This window comes from Pseudidiomarina gelatinasegens, from assembly GCF_004025325.1.
GTDB lineage: Bacteria > Pseudomonadota > Gammaproteobacteria > Enterobacterales > Alteromonadaceae > Pseudidiomarina > Pseudidiomarina gelatinasegens.
Genome location: NZ_RSFE01000004.1, coordinates 155,622 through 175,798 on the forward strand (window position 1 = coordinate 155,622; position 20,177 = coordinate 175,798).

Annotated in this window: 21 protein-coding genes; 5 read left to right on the forward strand and 16 right to left on the reverse strand. The window is 49.1% G+C overall.

What is annotated here, in order from left to right; genetic code table 11:
- Nucleotides 1–7 precede the first annotated feature (7 nt).
- The 3 genes from EGC76_RS06740 to EGC76_RS06750 are packed head-to-tail and all read right to left on the reverse strand — an operon-like array spanning nucleotide 8 to nucleotide 3,344.
- Nucleotides 8–1,321 carry an N-acetylmuramoyl-L-alanine amidase gene (locus EGC76_RS06740; RefSeq protein ID WP_128352235.1) on the reverse strand — a complete coding sequence of 438 codons (1,314 nt, stop codon included), beginning with the start codon at nucleotides 1,319–1,321 and terminating at the stop codon, nucleotides 8–10.
- Nucleotides 1,321–1,800 (reverse strand): tRNA (adenosine(37)-N6)-threonylcarbamoyltransferase complex ATPase subunit type 1 TsaE, encoded by a 480-nt coding sequence (tsaE, locus tag EGC76_RS06745; RefSeq protein WP_128352236.1) that lies wholly within the window; start codon nucleotides 1,798–1,800, stop codon nucleotides 1,321–1,323. Before tsaE ends, EGC76_RS06740 begins: the two co-directional genes overlap by 1 nt.
- A 38-nt stretch (nucleotides 1,801–1,838) precedes the next feature.
- On the reverse strand, nucleotides 1,839–3,344 hold the full coding sequence (locus EGC76_RS06750) for an NAD(P)H-hydrate dehydratase (protein ID WP_128352237.1): 1,506 nt from the start codon (nucleotides 3,342–3,344) through the stop codon (nucleotides 1,839–1,841).
- Nucleotides 3,345–3,412: 68 nt separating this feature from the next.
- Between EGC76_RS06750 and queG the strand changes: the two genes are divergently transcribed.
- Entirely contained in the window at nucleotides 3,413–4,528 is a 1,116-nt protein-coding gene (queG, locus tag EGC76_RS06755; RefSeq protein WP_128352238.1) for a tRNA epoxyqueuosine(34) reductase QueG, read from the forward strand.
- A gap of 235 nt (nucleotides 4,529–4,763) precedes the next feature.
- Here queG and EGC76_RS06760 read toward each other — a convergent pair whose 3' ends face one another.
- The 7 genes from EGC76_RS06760 to EGC76_RS06790 form a co-directional block, all read right to left on the reverse strand.
- On the reverse strand, nucleotides 4,764–7,442 hold the full coding sequence (locus EGC76_RS06760; RefSeq protein WP_128352239.1) for a cation-transporting P-type ATPase: 2,679 nt from the start codon (nucleotides 7,440–7,442) through the stop codon (nucleotides 4,764–4,766).
- 27 nt (nucleotides 7,443–7,469) lie between these two features.
- The gene (locus EGC76_RS06765) at nucleotides 7,470–8,033 is read right to left on the reverse strand and encodes a DUF1415 domain-containing protein (RefSeq protein WP_128352240.1); all 564 of its coding nucleotides are present in this window, start codon (nucleotides 8,031–8,033) and stop codon (nucleotides 7,470–7,472) included.
- A complete protein-coding gene (locus EGC76_RS06770; protein ID WP_128352241.1) occupies nucleotides 8,030–8,440 on the reverse strand; it encodes a VOC family protein in 411 nt (136 codons plus the stop codon). Before EGC76_RS06770 ends, EGC76_RS06765 begins: the two co-directional genes overlap by 4 nt.
- Before the next feature lie 3 nt (nucleotides 8,441–8,443).
- Nucleotides 8,444–8,806, reverse strand: a complete 363-nt coding sequence (locus tag EGC76_RS06775) for a DUF805 domain-containing protein (RefSeq protein WP_128352242.1) — start codon at nucleotides 8,804–8,806, stop codon at nucleotides 8,444–8,446.
- Nucleotides 8,807–8,910: 104 nt separating this feature from the next.
- The gene (locus EGC76_RS06780) at nucleotides 8,911–9,828 is read right to left on the reverse strand and encodes a M14 family metallopeptidase (RefSeq protein WP_128352243.1); all 918 of its coding nucleotides are present in this window, start codon (nucleotides 9,826–9,828) and stop codon (nucleotides 8,911–8,913) included.
- 30 nt (nucleotides 9,829–9,858) lie between these two features.
- A complete protein-coding gene (locus EGC76_RS06785) occupies nucleotides 9,859–10,269 on the reverse strand; it encodes an MAPEG family protein (protein WP_128352244.1) in 411 nt (136 codons plus the stop codon).
- Between the two features lie 67 nt (nucleotides 10,270–10,336).
- Nucleotides 10,337–10,570, reverse strand: coding sequence for a YheV family putative zinc ribbon protein (locus tag EGC76_RS06790; protein WP_128352245.1), 234 nt, complete (start codon nucleotides 10,568–10,570; stop codon nucleotides 10,337–10,339).
- A gap of 68 nt (nucleotides 10,571–10,638) precedes the next feature.
- Here EGC76_RS06790 and EGC76_RS06795 point away from each other — a divergent pair, with 68 nt between their 5' ends.
- Together EGC76_RS06795 and EGC76_RS06800 are read left to right on the forward strand one after the other, a co-directional pair.
- Nucleotides 10,639–12,537, forward strand: a complete 1,899-nt coding sequence (locus EGC76_RS06795) for an ATP-binding cassette domain-containing protein (protein WP_128352246.1) — start codon at nucleotides 10,639–10,641, stop codon at nucleotides 12,535–12,537.
- Nucleotides 12,537–12,761 carry a YheU family protein gene (locus EGC76_RS06800; protein WP_128352247.1) on the forward strand — a complete coding sequence of 75 codons (225 nt, stop codon included), beginning with the start codon at nucleotides 12,537–12,539 and terminating at the stop codon, nucleotides 12,759–12,761. Before EGC76_RS06795 ends, EGC76_RS06800 begins: the two co-directional genes overlap by 1 nt.
- Here EGC76_RS06800 and cysQ read toward each other — a convergent pair.
- Entirely contained in the window at nucleotides 12,736–13,581 is an 846-nt protein-coding gene (gene cysQ / locus EGC76_RS06805; RefSeq protein ID WP_128352248.1) for a 3'(2'),5'-bisphosphate nucleotidase CysQ, read from the reverse strand. The two genes, EGC76_RS06800 and cysQ, sit on opposite strands and share 26 nt — an antisense overlap.
- On the reverse strand, nucleotides 13,578–14,126 hold the full coding sequence (gene nudE, locus EGC76_RS06810; protein ID WP_128352249.1) for an ADP compounds hydrolase NudE: 549 nt from the start codon (nucleotides 14,124–14,126) through the stop codon (nucleotides 13,578–13,580). The genes cysQ and nudE overlap by 4 nt, the downstream gene beginning before the upstream one ends.
- A gap of 87 nt (nucleotides 14,127–14,213) precedes the next feature.
- Between nudE and sthA the strand changes: the two genes are divergently transcribed.
- Nucleotides 14,214–15,620, forward strand: coding sequence for a Si-specific NAD(P)(+) transhydrogenase (gene sthA, locus EGC76_RS06815; RefSeq protein ID WP_128352250.1), 1,407 nt, complete (start codon nucleotides 14,214–14,216; stop codon nucleotides 15,618–15,620).
- Here the strand turns inward: sthA and envZ are convergent.
- The 4 genes from envZ to EGC76_RS06835 all read right to left on the reverse strand — a co-directional run bounded on the left by envZ (nucleotide 15,617) and on the right by EGC76_RS06835 (nucleotide 19,546).
- Nucleotides 15,617–16,957, reverse strand: coding sequence for a two-component system sensor histidine kinase EnvZ (gene envZ, locus EGC76_RS06820; RefSeq protein WP_128352251.1), 1,341 nt, complete (start codon nucleotides 16,955–16,957; stop codon nucleotides 15,617–15,619). The two genes, sthA and envZ, sit on opposite strands and share 4 nt — an antisense overlap.
- A gap of 1 nt (nucleotide 16,958) precedes the next feature.
- Nucleotides 16,959–17,696, reverse strand: coding sequence for an osmolarity response regulator transcription factor OmpR (gene ompR, locus EGC76_RS06825; protein ID WP_128352252.1), 738 nt, complete (start codon nucleotides 17,694–17,696; stop codon nucleotides 16,959–16,961).
- A gap of 81 nt (nucleotides 17,697–17,777) precedes the next feature.
- Nucleotides 17,778–18,752, reverse strand: a complete 975-nt coding sequence (locus EGC76_RS06830; RefSeq protein ID WP_128352253.1) for a sensor domain-containing diguanylate cyclase — start codon at nucleotides 18,750–18,752, stop codon at nucleotides 17,778–17,780.
- Entirely contained in the window at nucleotides 18,749–19,546 is a 798-nt protein-coding gene (locus EGC76_RS06835) for an alpha/beta fold hydrolase (protein WP_128352254.1), read from the reverse strand. Before EGC76_RS06835 ends, EGC76_RS06830 begins: the two co-directional genes overlap by 4 nt.
- A 151-nt stretch (nucleotides 19,547–19,697) precedes the next feature.
- Here EGC76_RS06835 and greB point away from each other — a divergent pair, with 151 nt between their 5' ends.
- Nucleotides 19,698–20,177 carry a transcription elongation factor GreB gene (gene greB / locus EGC76_RS06840; protein ID WP_128352255.1) on the forward strand — a complete coding sequence of 160 codons (480 nt, stop codon included), beginning with the start codon at nucleotides 19,698–19,700 and terminating at the stop codon, nucleotides 20,175–20,177.

Consider the following 20,177-nt stretch of genomic DNA (forward strand, 5'->3'; position numbering starts at 1 on the left):
ACCTAACTTAAGATGATGGAATTTCGAGCTTTTGCCCAACGTACAAAACGTTGCTAGACAAATCATTGCGCTCTTTTAGTGCTTTTATCGATGTATTATAGCGTTGCGCAATCACTGACAGCGATTCACCTGAGCGAACCACATGGGTGCTGTTACGATTGGTCGCAAATAAAGTGCCATCGGGTGGACGGCGTTGGAAATAATTCCGAATACCCTGATATATTGAACGCGCAAGTTGCTGTTGATGCTTGTTGCTAAGCAACTGCTTTTCTTCTTGATGGTTGGAGATGAAACCGGTTTCAACCAACATAGAAGGTACGTTCCCTGAAGTTAATACGGCCAAACTAGCATGCTGCGGTTCTGTTTTATGCATGTGCGCCACCCGCTTCATTTCGGCAATTACTTCACGTGCCATTTCATAACCGGTACTCATGGCGTGGCCCATAGTCATATCAATCAACGCTTTGTTGAGGTAACCGTAGGTGTCATCTTCTTCAATGCGCATGTCGACACCACCGAGCACATCCGACAGGCGTTCTTTGTCCTCGAGCAAGCGACCCATTTCGTTATTCGCCCGCCGTGTTGATAGCACCCATACTGAGGCTCCGCGTGGCTGTGGGCTGGTAAAAGCATCTGCATGCACAGACACGAGTAAGTCAGCTTTTATTTCTTCAGCCTTGCGAGTGCGCGCTTTTAAGCCCACGTAGTAGTCATCTGAGCGAATCAAATAAGCCTGCATCGCACTATCGCGGTTAATGATATCTGCCAGAGCTTTTGAGATTTTCATCACCACATGCTTTTCATAGGTACCGCTGGGACCTATTGAGCCTGGGTCGTCGCCACCATGTCCGGGATCGATTGCAATCGTGACTTTACGCTCCTCGAGCTGGTCAGCGCGCAGAGGTTCGTTTTTGCGCGCAATTGAACGCCCGGGCAAATCGATGACTAACCGCTCCCCGTAGCGGTCATTAGCCGCTAATGGGAATACATTGGCATCAATTTTATCTGACAGCTCAATCACAATTCGCGTGGATTGTTTATTTTTAGGGGTACTGGTGCGAATTTTTTTAATCAGCAACGAATCGTTCTGCACCTTGTTGAGATCAAGACCTAACTGGGTACCATCAAAATCGATGACGAGTCGGTATGGCGTAGCTTGATAGAGCGTGAAATAACTAAATTCCGGGCTGTCGCTAAGATCAAATACCACACGTGTGTTGTCCGGTGCTGGCCACACCCGAACATTCACAATCTCATTGGCATGAGCCGCGCCACTGAAGAGCACGCACATGAACACCACTGCAGCATAGATATTTCGCATTACATTGTATCGAGCAATACTCGACCCCGTTCTGTTCGCGCATTTAAAGTGATTGATCGCGCTGTACCCGCATAATCAATCGTTATAATTATATCTGGCTGTGGAAGATACCCTTCACCGCGTTGGGGCCACTCCGCTAAAATAATCTTATGAGGTCCAAGGTAATCACGGATACCCATAAATTCAAGCTCTTCTGGGTCGGCCAAGCGATACAAATCAAAATGGTTGATTTGCCAAGGTGCCAAATCATAGCTTTCTACCAGCGTATAGGTAGGGCTTTTTACGTGCCCTTGATGCCCTAGCGCTTGAATAAAACCACGGCTGAACGTTGTTTTTCCCGCACCCAACTCACCTAATAAATACACCGTCAATGCGCTATTGCATAGCTTTTTTTCTTGAGCTGACACCGCTTGAGCCAAGCGCTTTGATAACGCCAGCAATGCCGCTTCATTTTCCAAATAAAGAGTCTGACTTTGCATCAATTTTCCACTGTAAAAATCTTAGCTGCCACCGTTGGCTACCCAGGCTGTTGGGTCGGGTTTACCAACGCGCGCAACTGCATCAACAAATCGCTCGCTAGTGTACCACGTTCTCCGTTTTGCGCAGCATTCTCACCCGCCACAGCATGCAACCACACACTAACTGGCAATACATTTTCAGCATCAACGTGCTGCGCAATCATTGCCCCGACAACGCCGCTTAACACATCGCCACTGCCACCCGTAGCCAATGCTGGGCTGCCGCGACGACATACCCAGCGCATGTCGCTGCCGTAATTCTGTATTAATGTACCTGAACCTTTGAGTAACACATGTGCATGAAAGTTCTGACAAAGTTTTGTAAGGGCCTGCATCCGGTCGGATTCAACGTGTTTTGCACTACTTTGCAGCAAACGCGCGGCTTCGCCAGGGTGCGGTGTAAAATACCAGGTGGCCCCTTCAGGTTTACGGATGGGTTGCTGTGCAAAAATGTTAAGCGCGTCGGCATCCCAAACTACCGGGCCTTCCCAACAACCCACCTGCTCGACCAGTTTTTGCGCCCATTCCGTTTGGCCAAGTCCAGGTCCAATGACGACCACCGATGCGAGCGTCAATAAACGACTTAGATCATCATCAACATGATGCACCATGAGCTCTGGCTGGCTAACGGCCACCGCTAATTGGGATGACCCATGGGTCGCCACCGAGACCTTGCCGGCTCCACATCGCAGTGCAGCGCGCCCAGCAAGGTTTACCGCGCCACTCATGCCAGGGCCACCACCGACGATTAGCACATGACCGAACATACCTTTGTGAGATGCAGCTGCTCGAGTTGGTAAGCACTCACGTACAACATTATGACTTATCGCTCTTAACGCGGGCTTGGCTCTATAAAATGCACCAGCCACGCCTAAATCGGCAAGCTCAATGGCGCCGCAGAAATTTGCCGCCTGACCGGTCACCAACCCAACTTTCATTGCAATCATGGTTACCGTTTTATTGGCGTGTACGGCTATCGGTTTGGGGCAGCCGGTGTCGCTGTCTAACCCTGTGGGAACATCAATACTGAGTACCCAACAGCCTCGTGCTTTATGATTCAATAACTCAACAACACGCTGATAGAGGGCGTCTAAATCACGGGCAAGACCATTGCCAAGCAAGGCGTCCACGACAATGTCGACCCCTTCAAAATGCTGACTTTGCACATCTGTGAGCACAATCGACGAGCCGCCATGATCATGCCATGCTTGCGCGGCTTCTTTAGCGAGCTGCGAACTGGGTTTTGCGCCAGCTACACGCACACGGTAGCCCGCTTGCTGGGCAAGTCGTGCTAGTACCCAGCCGTCGCCGCCATTATTGCCCGGCCCACAAAGTATCAGCAGTTGCGCGCCCACGGGATGCTGTTGCTTAATTGCTAGCAGGCAAGCCTGCGCGGCGCGCTGCATCAGCTGCGCCATACTCACATCATGTTCTGCAGCTGCATTTGCTTCGCCGCTGCGAACTTGTTCGGTGGTATAAATCATCGCACTGAAATCTTTAAGCATCGGTGCATCCTTGTAGGTTTTTTGCTATGTTAGCGCTGCGCTCTATCCTAGAGGATAAATCGAATTGTATGGATTATCATCAACTCGCTGAAGATATTAAACGTTGGGGTACCGAACTTGGCTTTCAAAAGGTCGGTATTACTGATGTTGATTTAAGCACCGAACGCGAACATTTGCAGCGTTGGCTTGACCAAGGCATGCATGGCGACATGGAATGGATGGCGCGTCATGGTGACTTGCGTACCCGCCCCGATCAACTGCATCCAGGCGCTGTGCGAGCTATATCGGTGCGCATGAATTATTTACCGGCCGAAGCTGGTTTTGCTAAAACACTTAAAAATCCTCGTCTTGGCTACATCAGCCGTTACGCCTTAGGTCGCGACTACCATAAACTCATGCGAAAGCGCCTCAAACAGTTGGGCGATAAAATTCAATCAGCTTGTGCCGAGTTGGATTTCAGGCCATTTGTTGATTCCGCACCCATTATGGAAAAACCACTGGCTATAAAAGCCGGACTCGGTTGGCGCGGCAAACACACTTTGGTACTCGATGAAGGCAGCGGGTCTTGGTTCTTTCTTGGCGAATTGCTGGTCAATCTACCGCTACCTATGGATACTGAAGTTGAGGAAAAGTGCGGTACGTGCAGCGCTTGTATTACCATCTGCCCCACGCAAGCAATAGTAGAACCGTACGTGCTTGATGCCAGGCGCTGTATTTCCTACTTAACGATTGAGTTGCGTGACAGCATTCCGGAACAGTATCGGCCGCTGATGGGTAATCGCATTTATGGTTGTGATGACTGCCAGCTCATTTGTCCTTGGAATCGTTATGCCCAGCTGACCGGTGAAGACGATTTCGCACCACGCAAGGATTTGCACGCACCGGAATTACTTGAATTATGGCAATGGGATGAAGAACAGTTTCTGAAGCGTACCGAGGGCTCGCCCATTCGGCGTATTGGCTATGAGTGCTGGCAACGTAACTTAGCCGTTGCCTTCGGTAATGCGCCAACAGATACTGATATTATTGCGGCGCTCGAACAGCGATACCCGAGCAGCACGCCAATGGTTCAAGAGCACATCGAGTGGGCATTAGCACGGCAGCGCTCAGGCGCAGTTAAAGTTGAAAAGCAGGTGATTCGACTTGTGCGCGCGGTCGAGAAGGGGCTAAAGCGTGATGCGTAGAGCCTTTATTTGATTGTTGAACGCTAGGAAGCTCTTTCACAAAGCTTTCTTGCTCCTGCGGACTGCAGGCGACTAAAACCACCATGGTACTCATAATCAAACCCAGTAAAAACTTGTACATGATGCCGCTCCCCCACAATCAACGTTACGGCAGCTATGGTAGCGAGCGACATGACGCCGCTCAACACGTTAAATGAAAGGATTTAGTAAAAGCTCCATAAAAAAGGTCGGAAAATTACAAGCGCCAATTAAATAAACGAATACGTACCTGCTTTTCTGCCTCAACAACCAGCAACAATGCGACACCTATAGCGAGTACCAGCAGCCCATCGCGCCAACCAATTGCCGCTGTACCCAACAACTTTTGTAGCGCGGGCACGTATGTCACGGCCGCTTGCGCCAGCACGATCAACACAACTGCAATCCATAGCGGGCGCGTACCGCGAAGTGAATGCAGTGTCAGAGATGTGCCATAAATATTACGAATAAAAAACAGATGAAATATTTCTAATACCACCGCGGTATTTAGGGCCAAACTGCGCGCCAAATCAAGTGTGTAACCTTGCCCCAGTGCATATTGGAAAATACCAAATATACCCACCATAAAGAGTACTGAAACCAGCACAATGTGCCAAACCAGTGAGGCGCGCAATAATGGCTCGGAGCGCTGCCGCGGCGGCCGTTGCATGCTGTAAGCTTCGGTAGGTTCAAATGCAAGCGTCAGCCCCAAAGTGATGGCAGTAACGAGGTTAACCCACAATAACTGAACTGGGGTTATCGGTAATGCCATGCTCATGAGTAAAGCAACAATGATGGTCATGGATTCGCCCACACTGGTGGGAATATCCCAACTAATCACTTTCTTCAAATTATCGTATACCGTGCGGCCCTGGCGAACCGCCGCCACAATGGATGCAAAGTTATCATCCGTTAGCACTACGTCTGCCGCTTGTTTCGCCGCCTCGCTGCCGCGAATACCCATTACAATACCCACGTCTGCCCGTTTCAAAGCGGGCGCGTCATTCACGCCATCACCTGTCATGGCAACGATATGCTGTTGCGCTTGCAGTGCTTTCACTAACCGCAATTTGTGCGCGGGGCTGGTTCGGGCAAACACATCGGTTGTCGCCAAAACTGCATTAAATTGCTGGTCGTTTAACTTATCCAAATCAGCCCCAGTGAGCACTTTATCCGTATTGATAATACCAACTTGCTGCGCAATTGATCGAGCGGTGCCTGGGTGGTCACCCGTGATCATTTTCACGCCAATCCCTGCTTGCTGGCATTCTTTCACTGCAAGCACTGCTTCAGCACGTGGCGGATCGACAATGCCGACCAAGCCTAACAACACTAAATTTTCAAGACCATCTGACGAGTCCAGCAATACCGTGTCTGGCTCTATACGTCGCTGGGCGAGGGCCAAAACCCGCAGGCCTTGTTGGGCCATATGTTCAGCTTTTTGTTGCCAATAGTTTAGGTTCAAGGGTTGGATATCATGGAGCATTTGCTGCTGTGAGCACATCGATAACACTTGTTCAGGCGCACCCTTTACATGAACGAAACCTTGTCCATCGTGGCTGTGGTTCAGGGTTGCCATGTAACGATATTCAGCATCGAACGGGCGTAAGTCGTCCCGTCGCCATTGCTTCCTTGCGTGTTCAGCTGAGCAGCCAATCTTTGCAGCCAATACCACCAAAGCCCCCTCCATTGGGTCACCGCTTACTGCCCAGTTGTCCTCTTGTTGCTGTAATTCTGCGTCATTACACAACACCGCAACCCGCGCAAGTTGCTGTAGCACGGGATCGGTTTCAATCGCATTAACGTCGCTAATTTCACCGGCCGGATTATACCCCTCGCCCGTAACGTCAAACTGTTCATCGGCAATCACAACTGCCGTCACCACCATTTCGTTTCGGGTAAGCGTTCCGGTTTTATCGGTACAAATGACTGAAACTGCACCTAAAGTTTCGATACTTGGCAAATGACGCACTATGGCATTGCGCCGCGCCATGGCTTGCACCCCAACCGCCAGCGTAATCGTCATAACTGCCGGTAGCCCCTCTGGAATAGCTGCTACCGCTAAACTCACCATTACCATGAACAATTCGGCGAACGGCAGTAGCTCTAGCAGGCTCGCATAAATGAGTAGCAACAATGCCAACGCCAATATGATCAGTGTTAACCATTTGGAAAACCGCGCGGTTTGCACCACCAACGGCGTAGTCAACCGCGTTACTTCCGTTAGCATGACACCAATTTCGCCAAACTCAGTTGCTGTCCCTGTTGCCACCACAACGCCTTGCGCCTGTCCGGTGGTCACCCAGGTACCCAAATAAGCCATGCTAGCGCGGCTGCCCAACGGGGTGTTCACTGCGACTGGTTCAGTTTGCTTGCTCACAGCCTCCGACTCACCGGTAAGCACAGCCTCTTGTACTTGTAGGTTGTGACAGGTAAGCAACCGCACATCTGCTGGAATTCTTGCACCGGGTTCAAGTAAGACAATGTCGCCAACAACCAACTTTTCAGCGGGTACTTCAATGCGGTTACCGCTGCGTAAAACAACGGCTGTTGGCGCCAACATGTGTCGCAAACTCGCTAGTGCTGACTCGGCTTTACCCTCTTGTACGTAACCAATAATGGCATTGATTAGTACTACAGCGAAAATCACCACAGCATCCACATAGTGCTGTAGCATCAAAGTGATAGCCGTTGCGCCTAAAAGTACATAGATAAGTACGTTATGGAACTGCCGAATAAAGCGTTTGAGCGTTGAGGGTGGTGGTGGCTCAGGAAGTGCATTTGGCCCATTGTTCGCCAGACGAAGTGCTGCCTCAGCTTCACTTAAGCCTATTTTAGACGAGTTAACAGCTCGCAAGATTACGGCTGCGTCTTCAGCGTGCCAATTGGAAAGCATGAGGCCCCCAAAAAACTTGGTTGTGCGCTAAGCGTTGCCGTTTAACGCCTTAATATTCGCCAAAATTTCTTCAAAAAAGGCCGCGCCCTTTTTGGTTGCGAACTCAATGTTTCGCTCAGGAATACGTTCTGGTTTAGCATAACTCGCTAACGCTGCACTTAACCCGTCCTCGCGCAACAAATGTAACATTGGGTACGGCGACCGATTGGTATAATTTGCCGCATCATCAGCATCACAACCGGCAAACTGATAGTTTGGATGAAAAGTCGCGAGTTGATAAACTCCCGTATAACCTTCCAGCTCGAGTAAACGCTCTGCGTAATCAACAAGTTCCAGATAGTCATGAAAATCGTCAACCCCCGAAGGTAATAGAAGCAGTGCGGTGGCAATGTCTTGGTTATCATCAAGCTTTTTGCAAAGGTTTAACAAGCTTTGTAATTGCTCTGCGGAAGCATCGCTTGGCTCAACCTGATAATCAATGCTTTGCCGCTCAACTTCTTGCCGTGCAAATGGGCACAGATTAAATCCAACGATGACTTGTTCTACCCACGCTGCAGTTTGCGCAATTAATTTTTCAGAGTTTTGATTCATAGTTTCGGGTTGTAAACCACTTCCCATAAATGTTGTTCGGGGTCCATAAAGTAACCGGCATAACCGCCCCAAGCGGTTGCTTTCGCCGGTTTAATCCACTGTGCACCTGCTGCCTGAGCTTCTTTCAGCACGGCATTAACTTCGGCTTCAGAAGCCACATTATGGGCTAGCAATACATGGGTTGGCGAGGCTGGGGTTACTGGTAGCCCAGCGTCGTTCGCTAAGCTATCACGCGGCCACAATGCGAACATTAGCCCACCATCGAGTTTAAAAAAAGCCACGGCGCCATGTTCATATTCTTTACCAACGATTCCTTCTGTCGCCCAACCGAGCCCGTCGCGATAAAACGCGACGGCTCGCTCCAAATTACTTACTGTAAGTGTAATAAAGGAGATATGGGGACGCATGAGTTAGCCCTTAGGGTTCGGGCCAAAGCGGTTCTCGCCTGGTGTGCCGTCTAACACAAAGAATACTAACAGCACGATGCCACCAATCAGCGGAATAAGGCTAATTAACAACCACCACCCTGACCGATCGGTATCATGCAACCGCCGAACACCAACTGCAATTGATGGAATTAAAACAGCTAAACCGTAGATAACACTTAGCAGACCAACACCAGCTTCTGGATCACCGAGACCCAAAAAGCCATCGATAAAGCCTAAAACTAAAGAGATGATCACGTTGAATAATATGAAAAACCAATATTCAGAGCGGCGCGCACGGCCAGTAAACACAGCATATTTCTTGAGTACGGCAATATACCAATTCATGTTATTTTCCTTTTTATAATGCCCTTATTGTTATCGGTCCGGCGCATTGTTGGGCTCGATACGCCAGTACTGCATTCCGTTTGCAAAAAATAACCTAAATACTCTTACTTGTGCTTGCGCAGATAGTCAATCGCGCCTGTTACGGCAGCAACTTGTGCATCAATACATTCTGCTGGCGAAGCGTTGTCGCTATCGGGATAAACCTCGGTTGTGCTGACATATGGCGCATCGGTTAACCCCATACATAACCCCAGCTGTTTACCGGCGTAATGAATAACGCCTTCTTGCTCAATGGGTGCTCCAATCAATTTGCCATTTTCATCAGCTGGCGCAATGTGGGTAACTTTTCGCACTGAATCAATGATTGCTTTTTGGAAGTCAGGCGTCGGTTGTTCAGAATTACCGACAGTATAAAATCCGTCTGGAATATTCCAATTGGTGTTCACCGTGCCGTCGCGCGCAGCTAAGGCGGGCCTAAATTCAGAGTTATCTGTATCGGTTGTTTCATGCAAATCAATGTGCATTAGAAACTCTAAGTTGTGCCGCGCAAGGTAGTCCATAATGGCTGCGCATTCACCCGCAGGGCTGTCTTGCTTAAACGAACGATTTGGATCAATAGCGAATGGATTCCAACGATTAATCGTTTCGTAGCCCCAAGGACTGATGCACGGTGCGACGAGAATATTAAACCACTGACTGTAATGTTCTGCCTGCTGTTTAACAAACGCCAATGCACCATGTACGCCTGAAGTTTCGTAACCGTGAACGCCACCAGTGACCAGAATGTTCGGTTTAGTGCTGTCCCATTGGCGGGTTTTAACTAAAAACAACGGGAACGTATTGTTGGAATAATCCAAGGCACCGTATTGCTCAACATCAAAACGATCGTGCAATGTATTAATTTGGCTGACAACATCTTCGAAGTAAGAACGCTTCGCTTCTTGTGCGGCAAGCCACTGTTGCTTTTCTTCCGCTCCCCAAGGCTTTCCTGGAGTTCCAATTGGATACTGCTGGTCTGTCATGCATTTACCTTTTGCGTCACGCTGAATTTATTAAGCCACTAAATCAATGGCGATTTGCACCAAAACGACAATATTGGCAATGACACCAATAATGAAAAAATAGCTGCGGGGGCTTGGGTTGCGTTCCGTCGCAATGCCGTAATACAACAACATGTGTACGATGCGTGCGAAGGCAAACGCCCATACCGATATGGCAAACCATTGCGAATCAACGCCAACGAAAATCGCTAAAAATGCCGCAGCAATAAAAAACGGAACGTTTTCGAGGCTGTTATGGAACGTGCGATGTGCACGAAAAACGAACGAATCGTGACTGAGAGTTTCATCAATCTTACCGGGCACGGCGCCTGCTTGTTTTGCTTTTGCGCCACTGGCAATAATCCATTGCACCATTACCGTGGTTAAAATAACCCACAAACCACCATACACTAAATGACTCATAACTCGCCCTTACAGTGAATAAAGTTAACCTAACAGTAGCGGGTTAGCGGGTAAGGTGCAATATTAGCTACTCGGGTTTGAAAATCCCGATAAGCCCTTCCTGATTCACGGTGCTGGATGGCTTTTTGGCGTCGGCTTTGGATGCCGCAGGTGGCTTGGCGCCACGCTCCGAGAACTCATGCCCACATTGCACACAACTCACTTTCTCTTGCTCACCTTGGATGGTTAACATGAGGGTGTCTTGCGCATGACACGCTGGGCATTCTGCGCCAGCGATAAAACGTTTACGAGCTTGAGTCATATTCACCTCTGTTGCTATCAGGTATAATTGTCGCAGAAACTTAGCAGAACACCAAGTCAGGGCTTTCTATGATAAACATTCGCGCGATGTCGTTAATGCGCGGCGGCAAATTGTTGCTCGAAAATGCAGATATTACCATTTTCCCAGGCCATCATGTGGGTTTGGTTGGCCGTAATGGCACTGGTAAGTCGTCATTGTTTGCCTTACTTCGCCATGAGTTAAGTGTTGAGCAAGGCGATTGTGAGGTACCGCGAGGCTGGCGTATTGCGAGTGTAAAACAAGAAACACCTGCGCTTGAACGCTCAGCACTTGAGTATGTGCTTGACGGTGACGAAGAGCTAAGAAGTCTTGAAGCGCAACTCGCACAGGCCGAACAAAGCAATGACGGCCATGCCATTGGTGCCTTGCATGACAAACTTGCCACCATCGGTGGCTATGATGCACCTTCAAGGGCCGCAGCGCTGCTGAATGGCCTTGGCTTTCAGCCAGAACAAATTTACCACCCCGTTAAAGCTTTTTCCGGGGGATGGCGCATGCGCTTAAACCTTGCCCAAGCGCTGATCGCTCGCGCTGACCTGTTGCTGTTGGATGAGCCCACTAACCATTTGGACGTCGATGCAATTTTCTGGTTGGAAGACTGGCTACAGCGCTTTCCCGGAACATTAATGGTCATTTCGCATGATCGGGATTTTCTCGACGCCGTTGCCCAGCAAATTATTCTCATTGAGCATCAAACCGCGACCACCTATAACGGTAATTACAGCAGCTTCGAGCGCCAGCAAGCCGAACACTTGGCCCAGCAAGAAGCACAGTTCGAAAAAGAACAGGCTCAGCGCAAGCATTTACAGACTTATATTGACCGGTTTCGTTACAAAGCCAGCAAAGCCAAACAAGCACAAAGCCGAATTAAAGCATTGGAACGGCTGCAGGCAAGTGCGCCATTGCGCGCCGCTAGCGGGTTTAATTTTAGTTTCCGTGCGCCCGAGCAGCTACCAAACCCGCTGTTAACACTCGAGAAAGTACAAGCGGGTTATGGCGATACGGTTATTTTAAAAGGCATCAAATTCAACTTAGTCCCCGGCAGTCGTATCGGCTTGTTGGGCCGAAACGGCGCCGGTAAGTCCACCTTGGTTAAATTATTAGCGGGTGAACTTAAGGCGCAAGCCGGGGTGGTAGAACTCAACCCGGGCGTTAAACTTGGCTATTTTGCCCAGCATCAGTTGGAAATGCTCGATATTAATGCCTCACCACTTATGCATGTTCAACGGCTTGATCCAACCGCAACGGAACAAACCTTGCGAGACTTTATTGGTGGTTTTGGCTTTTCGGGTGACGCCGCAACCGCGAAAGTTGCCCCCATGTCTGGCGGCGAAAAAGCACGCTTAGTATTGGCTTTAATTGTTTATCAAAAACCCAATCTATTGCTGCTGGATGAGCCGACCAACCATTTGGACAGCACCATGCGCGAAGCGCTGGTTTATGCCCTGCAAGACTTTACCGGCGCGATGGTTATTGTGTCGCATGATAGGCATTTGCTACGCACCACTGTGGACGAGTTTTATCTGGTGGCAAATCAGCATGTCGAACCCTTTGCTGGTGACCTAGACGCTTATCACGACTGGTTGAAAAAGCACACCCAAGCTGCCGCAATAGCTGACAACGCCAGCAGCGGGAAAGCCGACCGCAAAGCTGAGAAACGGCAGGCCGCCGAACAACGCCAAGCGTTGAAGCCGCTAAAAGACCGTGTGCTCAAAGCAGAAAAGACGATGGCTCAGCTCGAGCAAAAATTGGCTGACTTGAACACGAAACTTGCCGACAACGGACTTTACGAAGAAGCTCGCAAAAACGAACTGACCGATTTGCTCAAACAACAGGCCTCCACACAAAGTCTGTTAAATGCTGCGGAAGAAGACTGGATGGCCGCTGAAGAAGCACTACAAGAAGTACAGAATGAGGCAAGCAACTAATGGAAATTCCGTGGCAACAAGTAAACCCAGAAACATTAACCGGCATTATTGAAGCTTTTGTACTGCGCGAAGGCACAGACTACGGTGACCACGAAAAATCACTGCAGCAAAAAGTTGACGATGTTCGTGCACAATTAGAGCGCGGTGAGGCGGTATTAGTCTGGTCAGAACTGCACGAGACGGTGAATATACTCCCAGCTAATCACCGTTTCGATGATGAATGAAAACACTCTGCCACGGCACCGCCGGGTCACCTAAAATAATGAAATTTGGGTTGCCTAAATCAGCTTCTTGGTTGTAGGTAAGTGGCTTAAAGTTCTCATCAACAATGCGCCCCCCGGCTTCACCGACAATAACTTCCGCGGCGGCTGTATCCCATTCGCCTGTTGGCCCTACGCGTAAGAAGCAATCCGCTTTACCTTCGGCGATCATGCACGCTTTGAGCGAACAACTGCCGGCAGGTAGCATGGCTAATTCGCGGTCCCCGGTCATGCGCTGCAACACGCGCTCACGCGGCTGACGGCGGCTAATTGCCATATGAATCACATCTTGATCAGGGTCCGCAAGACGCCGTATGTGAATTCGCTGCTTGCCATGCACATCTTCACGATACGCACCCTGCCCGCTTTGGGCCGTATAGAGCACATCGCCTGCTGGCCAATAAATCACACCCAGCACGGGCTGATTGTGCTCCACCAACGCAATAATCACGCCAAAATCCCCACTTCTGGCAATAAATTCCTGGGTACCGTCGATTGGGTCAATAATCCAGTAGCGCGGCCACTTCTTGCGTTCCTCAAACGTCAGGTGGGTGCCTTCTTCTGACAAAATGGGAATATCTGGCGTGAGCGCTGCAAGGCCATCAACAATCAATCGGTTGGCGGCAAAATCGGCACTGGTAACCGGTGAGTCATCTGCTTTTTCGTAGGTTTCGTAGGCTTGTTCTTCGTACAATTCAAGAATTAAATCGCCTGCCTTCAGTGCCACCTCCGCGGCTCCTGTTAACCATTGGTGCAACTGCTCAACGGAACTGTTGTCATTCATCGTTGCAATTCCCTTAAGGTCATCAGAAGCGCGGCGATACTGCGCGCTTCGGTAAAGTCTTCTTGCTCAAGCAGCGCATCCGCTTTACTAATTAACCATGGCACCGGCTCTAACGGTTCAGGCTCATCACCGGGTAAGCTCTCTGGATACAAATCACGCGCTATAAAAATATGCATGGTGGCCGAAAAAAATTGCGGCGCCATCGTTACACTTTTCAGCGGTATCAATTGCTTCGCACCATAGCCAATTTCTTCTTTTAACTCGCGGTTTGCTGCTTCTTCAGGTGTTTCACCAGGGTCAATTAAGCCTTTGGGGAAGCCAAGTTGGTAGTTATGCAGGCCTGCCGCGTATTCGCGGACCAACATTAATGTGTCGTTATCAACAAATGGAACAATCATCACAGCACCGCGGCCACTGCTGGCCATGCGCTCAAATTGCCGCTCAACGCCGTTACTAAAACGAAGATCGATCGCCTCAATACGCAACAGCCTGCTGGTTGCTACAATTTGTCGAGTCAAAATTTCTGGAATGGGTTTGTACGCCATGACGATTCCATTAAACTGGCTGAATACATCATCTTTCCGTTACTATAACGGCAAAGAAGCAAGCGGTACAACCAGAAGGAGCAGTTGATGAGCCCAACAGACCTGCAATTTGACGCAGTTGTTATTGGAAGTGGCCCCGGCGGCGAAGGCGCAGCGATGCAATTAGCTAAAAACGGGCGCAAAGTAGCAATGGTTGAAAAGCACAGTTCAATTGGTGGTGGTTGTACCCATTGGGGTACCATTCCTTCGAAAGCTTTACGCCACTCGGTCAGTCGCCTTATCGAATACAATGCCAACCCATTATTTGCAGCGGAGCGCATTCAGCGCGGGTTAACCTTTGCCGAAATACTCCGCCACGCGCAGGGTGTCATTCGTAAACAAGTGGGGTTACGCAGCAGTTTTTATGAACGTAACGGTGTTGACGTGATTCATGGCACCGCAGAGTTCGAAACACCGCACCGCTTGAAAATCACGCAAACTGACGGCACCACAGAATACATCACGACGAAACAGGTCGTCATCGCGACTGGCTCGCGCCCCTACCATCCACCTGATGTTGATTTCAGCCATGAACGCGTTTACGACTCGGATACCGTACTGAACTTAACCCACGAGCCGCGCAGTATTATTATTTACGGCGCTGGCGTAGTGGGTTGTGAGTACGCCAGTATATTTCGTGGTCTTGGCGTTAAAGTCGACTTAATTAACACACGCAGTCGCTTACTGAGTTTTTTGGATGCCGAGATTTCTGACGCTTTGAGTTATCACCTGCGTAATAGTGGTGTGGTGATTCGTCATAATGAAGAATACGAGCGCATCGAAGGCCACGAAGATGGCGTGACCTTATATACACAATCGGGTAAACGTATCGATGCCGATTGCTTGCTATTTGCTAACGGTCGCTCCGGCAATATTGAGCAGCTCAAGGTGGATAATGTGGGTTTGAAACCAAACCATCGCGGGCAACTTGAAGTGAATAAGCATTATCAAACCAAAGTCGACTCTATTTATGCCGTGGGCGATATTATTGGTTACCCTTCTTTGGCTAGCGCGGCCTACGATCAAGGCCGTATTTGTGCAACCGCGATGTTATTTGATGAATGTGATCAGCGGTTGATCAGTGATATTCCAACTGGGATTTATACCATTCCAGAAATCAGCTCCGTGGGTAAAACAGAAGAAGAACTGACAGAACAAAAAGTGCCGTATGAAGTGGGCCGTGCGCAGTTTAAACATTTAGCGCGCGCTCAAATTTCAAATATGGCCGTAGGTAACCTGAAAATTTTGTTTCATCGTGAAACCAAAGAAGTGTTGGGTATTCATTGTTTTGGTGAGCGCGCCTCTGAAATTATTCACATTGGCCAGGCCATCATGGAACAAAAAGGTGAAGGCAATACCATTGAGTATTTCGTAAATACCACGTTTAACTACCCGACTATGGCTGAAGCCTACCGGGTAGCAGCATTGAATGGTCTGAATCGAGTGCGCGGTTAACGCGCACTTTCGGCTTTTATCTCTAGCGGCAATTCGACACGCACACACAAACCGCCAAGTCGCTGGCTGCTGCCAAACAGCACGCGACCGTGGTGCCGTTCCACAATGCGCTTCACAATCGCTAAACCAAGGCCAGAGCCCTTAGTGGATCGTGCTTTGTCACCTTGCGTAAAGGGTTGCAACACGTGCTCAATTTGATTTGCTGGAATGCCCGGCCCATCATCACACACCTTAAACCAAGCCATTTTCCGCTGGTTGTCATAGCCAGTTTCAACAAGTACTTTTTCATGCCCATAGCGCTCGGCATTTTCCAGTAGGTTTATGAGAACCCGCTTGATGGAAATTTCCCGTACCGGCACGTCCGGCATCTCGTTATAGATAACTTCTATTTTGGAATGCCATGAATCTGGAACATGCGCAACCACGTCTTCCACCAAGTAGTTCAGATTCTGCTGGTCATTGTCGGCTGACGTGTCGCTGCGAATGTAATCAATAAATTGATCGATAATGGCGTTCATATCGTCAATGTCGCTGATGATTCCTTCGGCCAAATAATCTTCATTCGGTGGCATCATCTCAGTCGCCAAGCGAATACGTGTCAGCGGTGTACGCAGGTCATGCGAAACCCCAGCCATCAACAGCGCCCGATCTTGCTCGAGTTGCTTGACCCCTTGACTCATCTGGTTAAAAGCTCGCGTTACAGCAATCACCTCGCTGGAACCGCGTTCTGGTAGTTGGTCTGGATAGTCACCTTGGCCAATCTGCTTGGCGGCGGCCTCGAGCGCTTTAAGTGGCCGATTTTGCCAATTGGTGAAAACCATGCCGCCGAAAACGCTGAGTGCACCAATTAGTACTAAGTAAAACAACAAAGGTGAGAACCGGGCTTCGTCAAAGCTATCCAGCTCTATCACCAACCAATAGCCGGGCAGGTTTTCCGTGCGCAACCACACTTTATAGACTGCGCCTTGCGAAATTCGCACTTCGGTATTGGCTTGCAAGAGGTCAGATAATTGAGCAGAGAGGAAGTTATAGGTCGTGGTGTCTGCCAACCCTTGCTGAACGGCATCGTTAATACTAACACCGCGAATTCCCGTTGCTTCGGTGTAACTTGTTACCAGTGTCTGTTGTTGTTCCGCGGTCAGTTCAACCTGATCAATCCACTGATCAAGTGCCAAAATACCCTGCACCTGCCGCGCGACCACACTGCTAATTTGTTGCATGCTTGGTTTCACCACATACAAACCAATCATAATGTAGGACACGATTTGATTGATCAGTAACAACGCGGCAATTAACGCGACCGTACGGGCAAATGCCGAACGCGGAAATAAATGCATATTAGTTTGATTTACCTGCTGCCTGTTTACCGTCTGGAACAAACACGTAACCCAGCCCCCACACCGTTTGAATATAGCGTGGGTTGGCCGGATCGGTCTCAAGCATGCGGCGCAAGCGTGAAACTTGCACATCAATGCTACGTTCTAAAGCACTGTAGTCACGGCCGCGTGCTTGGTTCATCAGCTTGTCGCGTGACATTGGCTGACGCGGGTGTGTAACCAACGCTTTCAATACAGCAAACTCACCGCTGGTGAGTGGCATCGGTTGATCACCACGGAACATTTCCCGTGTGCCTAAATTAAGATGAAACTCACCAAAGGAAATTTCTTGGTCTTCTGCGCTTGGTGCGCCAGGAATTTCTTTGCCGCGACGGCGCAGCACCGCGCGGATGCGTGCCAGCAATTCGCGTGGGTTGAACGGCTTGGCCAAGTAATCGTCGGCACCAAGCTCAAGCCCAATGATACGGTCTACTTCATCGCCCTTTGCGGTTAACATAACAATTGGAATGTCATTGTTTTGCTGACGCAAACGGCGACAAATCGACAAGCCATCTTCGCCCGGCAACATCAAGTCGAGAACCAGCAAATGAAAGTTTTCACGTTCCAGCAAACGATTCATCTGCTCGCCTTCGCCTGCGGAGCGCACGTAAAAGCCTTGTTCTTGCAAGTATCGATCAAGCAAACTGCGCAACCGCGCATCATCATCTACAACGAGAATTTTAAAGGTTTCTTGGCTCATAATTTTATGCTCAGTGAAGCTAACTTTTGCACTATATGCGATGCAAACTAGTTTGCCAACAAAGGCTTGTAACGAAAGGTTTCAGGCGTACTCAATCCGGTTACGACCATTGTGTTTGGCTTGATACAACGCTCGGTCTACCCGGCTTAAGATACGCTCTCGATCGTCGCCTTCCTTAAGCATGGTTACCCCGATACTCACGGTTACTTGGCCGTGTTTAAAGGTATGCGCTTGCACGCTATGACGAATTCTCTCTGCGGCGGTAAACGCGCCTTCACTACCAACATTTGGCATAATAACAGCAAACTCTTCGCCACCCACCCGTGCGGCTGTATCAATGTCACGTGTAAGGCCGCGCAATAATTTCCCGATACTTCTCAGCACCTCGTCGCCCTTGCTATGCCCATGACTATCATTAATTGCTTTAAAATGATCCACATCAAGCAGTAGTAAGCCCCCTGTGCTTGCGTTGCGTTTCACCAACGCCAAATGCTTTTCGAGTGAGGCTTCAAAACTTCGGCGGTTATCTAATTGGGTCATTTCATCTGTGGTGGCAAGTCGCTGTAGTTGTTCGTTCAGTGCAAGTAGCTGTTCTTGTTTCGCTTCTAAATCTGCTTGTGCTAATTCCAGAGCATCGGTGGCCTCGCGCTCCGCGGCGAACGCCTGCTCTGCTTCTTTACGGGCGCTGAGCAGTTGGTCTTCAAAAATAAATCGCCGCTGAATCGGCATCATCGCGAACATATAGACTAAGCTGCCATCCGTTTCAACCGCAGTGGCGTTCATTAGCACAGGAACTTCGTCGCCTTTTTTATCACGCAGCCGCAAATACATTTCTTCCACATTGCCATGGTGTTGCAATAAGGGAAAAACGTGTGTGAGAAAGAACAACTTACCCGAACGAGTAAATAGCGAATTAATGCTTTGCCCAATCAATTCGTTGCGTTGATACCCAAGCAAATTCAGCAGCATGTCGTTAATTTCAACAACATGATGATTATTGTGGATGGCCATTAGTCCAACCGGCGCGTGACCGATCCAATGCTCAGATTTGATCATAAATTTGCCAGTATCTCCTGACTAACGTTTTCCGGGGCGCTTAAATGCGGGTAATGCCCGATGGCATCGAGCCGAACTAGCTTTGCTTGTGGAATGTGTAGCGCCATGAAATGAATCACCTCAAGCGGCACAATAACATCAACGTCGCAGTACAGTAAGGTGATGGGCACAGGTATCTGGCTGAGTTTGTCACGGTTGTCCGACAAAAACACTGCCTCGGCAAACTTACGCGAAATAACCGGATCGGAATTCGCAAAGCTTTTTCTTAATTCGTCAGCAAATTCTGGTCGATGGCTGTTTTTCATTACTATTGGGGCCAAATAACCAGCCCACTCAAAATGATTGCGCTCCATCATGGATAACAACTCGAGAATATCTTCGCGCTCGAATCCGCCTTCGTAGTCACAATCATTGACGTATCGAGGCGAGGGCCCAATTGCGATAAGTTTTGAAAATAAATCAGGTCGCTTAATTGACGCCAGCATAGCCATCATACCGCCAACAGAATGCCCAACAAAGTCGATAGCACCGTAATTGAGGGCCTCAATGACTTCGATGAGATCATCAACATACCCGTCTAGATCACTGTATTTCTTGAGCGTATAAGCACTAAAATCCGAACGTCCGCACCCGACATGGTCGAACGTTATCGGCGCGATAGTAGCGGGCATGTAAGATATGACCGGCTCCCAAATTAATTGGTCACACCCAAAGCCATGCCCAAATAGCACTGGGCGGCCCTGTTTGCGGTGCTCTATAATATGATTCCGTCGGCGTACATCGACTTTCGGCATGGTTTACTCCGCAGCTGCAATTGATTGAAAATAGGATCTTCGAACCTGTATTTCCAGTCTTTTCTTGCCACAATAGCGTTTGAACGTCACTCTAGTCTTCGATTTTTTTAGTAATAACGCTTAACTGAGCCAAAGAGCAACCAAATAACCGATGAAAACAAATCTAATTAGCCGTACGGGTTATCTTAAACTTCAACAAGAGTTGGACCACTTGTGGCGCGTAGAACGTCGTGAAACCACTGAAAAAGTAACTTGGGCAGCCAGCCTTGGCGATAGAAGTGAAAACGCGGATTACAAATACAATAAGCAGAAGTTGCGTCAAATTGATCGCCGCATTCGGTTCTTGCGCAAACGCCTTGAGCAACTAAAAATTGTCGACTACTCCCCGCAGCAAGAAGGCAAAGTGTTCTTCGGTGCCAGTGTTGTCGTTGAAGACGAGCATGGTGAACAACGTAGCTTTACGATAGCTGGCCCCGACGAAATTTATCAACGCGACGATGTTATTTCGATTGATGCCCCCATGGCACGTGCAGCACTTGGCAAGCAAGTTGACGATGAGTTTGTGGTGCAAACCCCCAACGGCCCCAAACTTTGGTTTGTGAACCAAATAACTTACCACTTTACGCGATAA

Bases quoted from the DNA above. Each gene is read 5' to 3' on its own strand.
- EGC76_RS06800 (WP_128352247.1), top strand. From the start codon at position 12,537: ATGGAAATTCCGTGGCAACAAGTAAACCCAGAAACATTAACCGGCATT.
- EGC76_RS06760 (WP_128352239.1), bottom strand. From the start codon at position 7,442: ATGCTTTCCAATTGGCACGCTGAAGACGCAGCCGTAATCTTGCGAGCT.
- queG (WP_128352238.1), top strand. From the start codon at position 3,413: ATGGATTATCATCAACTCGCTGAAGATATTAAACGTTGGGGTACCGAA.
- EGC76_RS06750 (WP_128352237.1), bottom strand. From the start codon at position 3,344: ATGCTTAAAGATTTCAGTGCGATGATTTATACCACCGAACAAGTTCGC.
- envZ (WP_128352251.1), bottom strand. From the start codon at position 16,957: ATGCATTTATTTCCGCGTTCGGCATTTGCCCGTACGGTCGCGTTAATT.
- EGC76_RS06765 (WP_128352240.1), bottom strand. From the start codon at position 8,033: ATGAATCAAAACTCTGAAAAATTAATTGCGCAAACTGCAGCGTGGGTA.
- sthA (WP_128352250.1), top strand. From the start codon at position 14,214: ATGAGCCCAACAGACCTGCAATTTGACGCAGTTGTTATTGGAAGTGGC.
- EGC76_RS06775 (WP_128352242.1), bottom strand. From the start codon at position 8,806: ATGAATTGGTATATTGCCGTACTCAAGAAATATGCTGTGTTTACTGGC.
- EGC76_RS06780 (WP_128352243.1), bottom strand. From the start codon at position 9,828: ATGACAGACCAGCAGTATCCAATTGGAACTCCAGGAAAGCCTTGGGGA.
- nudE (WP_128352249.1), bottom strand. From the start codon at position 14,126: ATGGCGTACAAACCCATTCCAGAAATTTTGACTCGACAAATTGTAGCA.
- cysQ (WP_128352248.1), bottom strand. From the start codon at position 13,581: ATGAATGACAACAGTTCCGTTGAGCAGTTGCACCAATGGTTAACAGGA.
- tsaE (WP_128352236.1), bottom strand. From the start codon at position 1,800: ATGCAAAGTCAGACTCTTTATTTGGAAAATGAAGCGGCATTGCTGGCG.
- ompR (WP_128352252.1), bottom strand. From the start codon at position 17,696: ATGAGCCAAGAAACCTTTAAAATTCTCGTTGTAGATGATGATGCGCGG.
- greB (WP_128352255.1), top strand. From the start codon at position 19,698: ATGAAAACAAATCTAATTAGCCGTACGGGTTATCTTAAACTTCAACAA.
- EGC76_RS06740 (WP_128352235.1), bottom strand. From the start codon at position 1,321: ATGCGAAATATCTATGCTGCAGTGGTGTTCATGTGCGTGCTCTTCAGT.
- EGC76_RS06785 (WP_128352244.1), bottom strand. From the start codon at position 10,269: ATGAGTCATTTAGTGTATGGTGGTTTGTGGGTTATTTTAACCACGGTA.
- EGC76_RS06835 (WP_128352254.1), bottom strand. From the start codon at position 19,546: ATGCCGAAAGTCGATGTACGCCGACGGAATCATATTATAGAGCACCGC.
- EGC76_RS06795 (WP_128352246.1), top strand. From the start codon at position 10,639: ATGATAAACATTCGCGCGATGTCGTTAATGCGCGGCGGCAAATTGTTG.
- EGC76_RS06790 (WP_128352245.1), bottom strand. From the start codon at position 10,570: ATGACTCAAGCTCGTAAACGTTTTATCGCTGGCGCAGAATGCCCAGCG.
- EGC76_RS06770 (WP_128352241.1), bottom strand. From the start codon at position 8,440: ATGCGTCCCCATATCTCCTTTATTACACTTACAGTAAGTAATTTGGAG.
- EGC76_RS06830 (WP_128352253.1), bottom strand. From the start codon at position 18,752: ATGATCAAATCTGAGCATTGGATCGGTCACGCGCCGGTTGGACTAATG.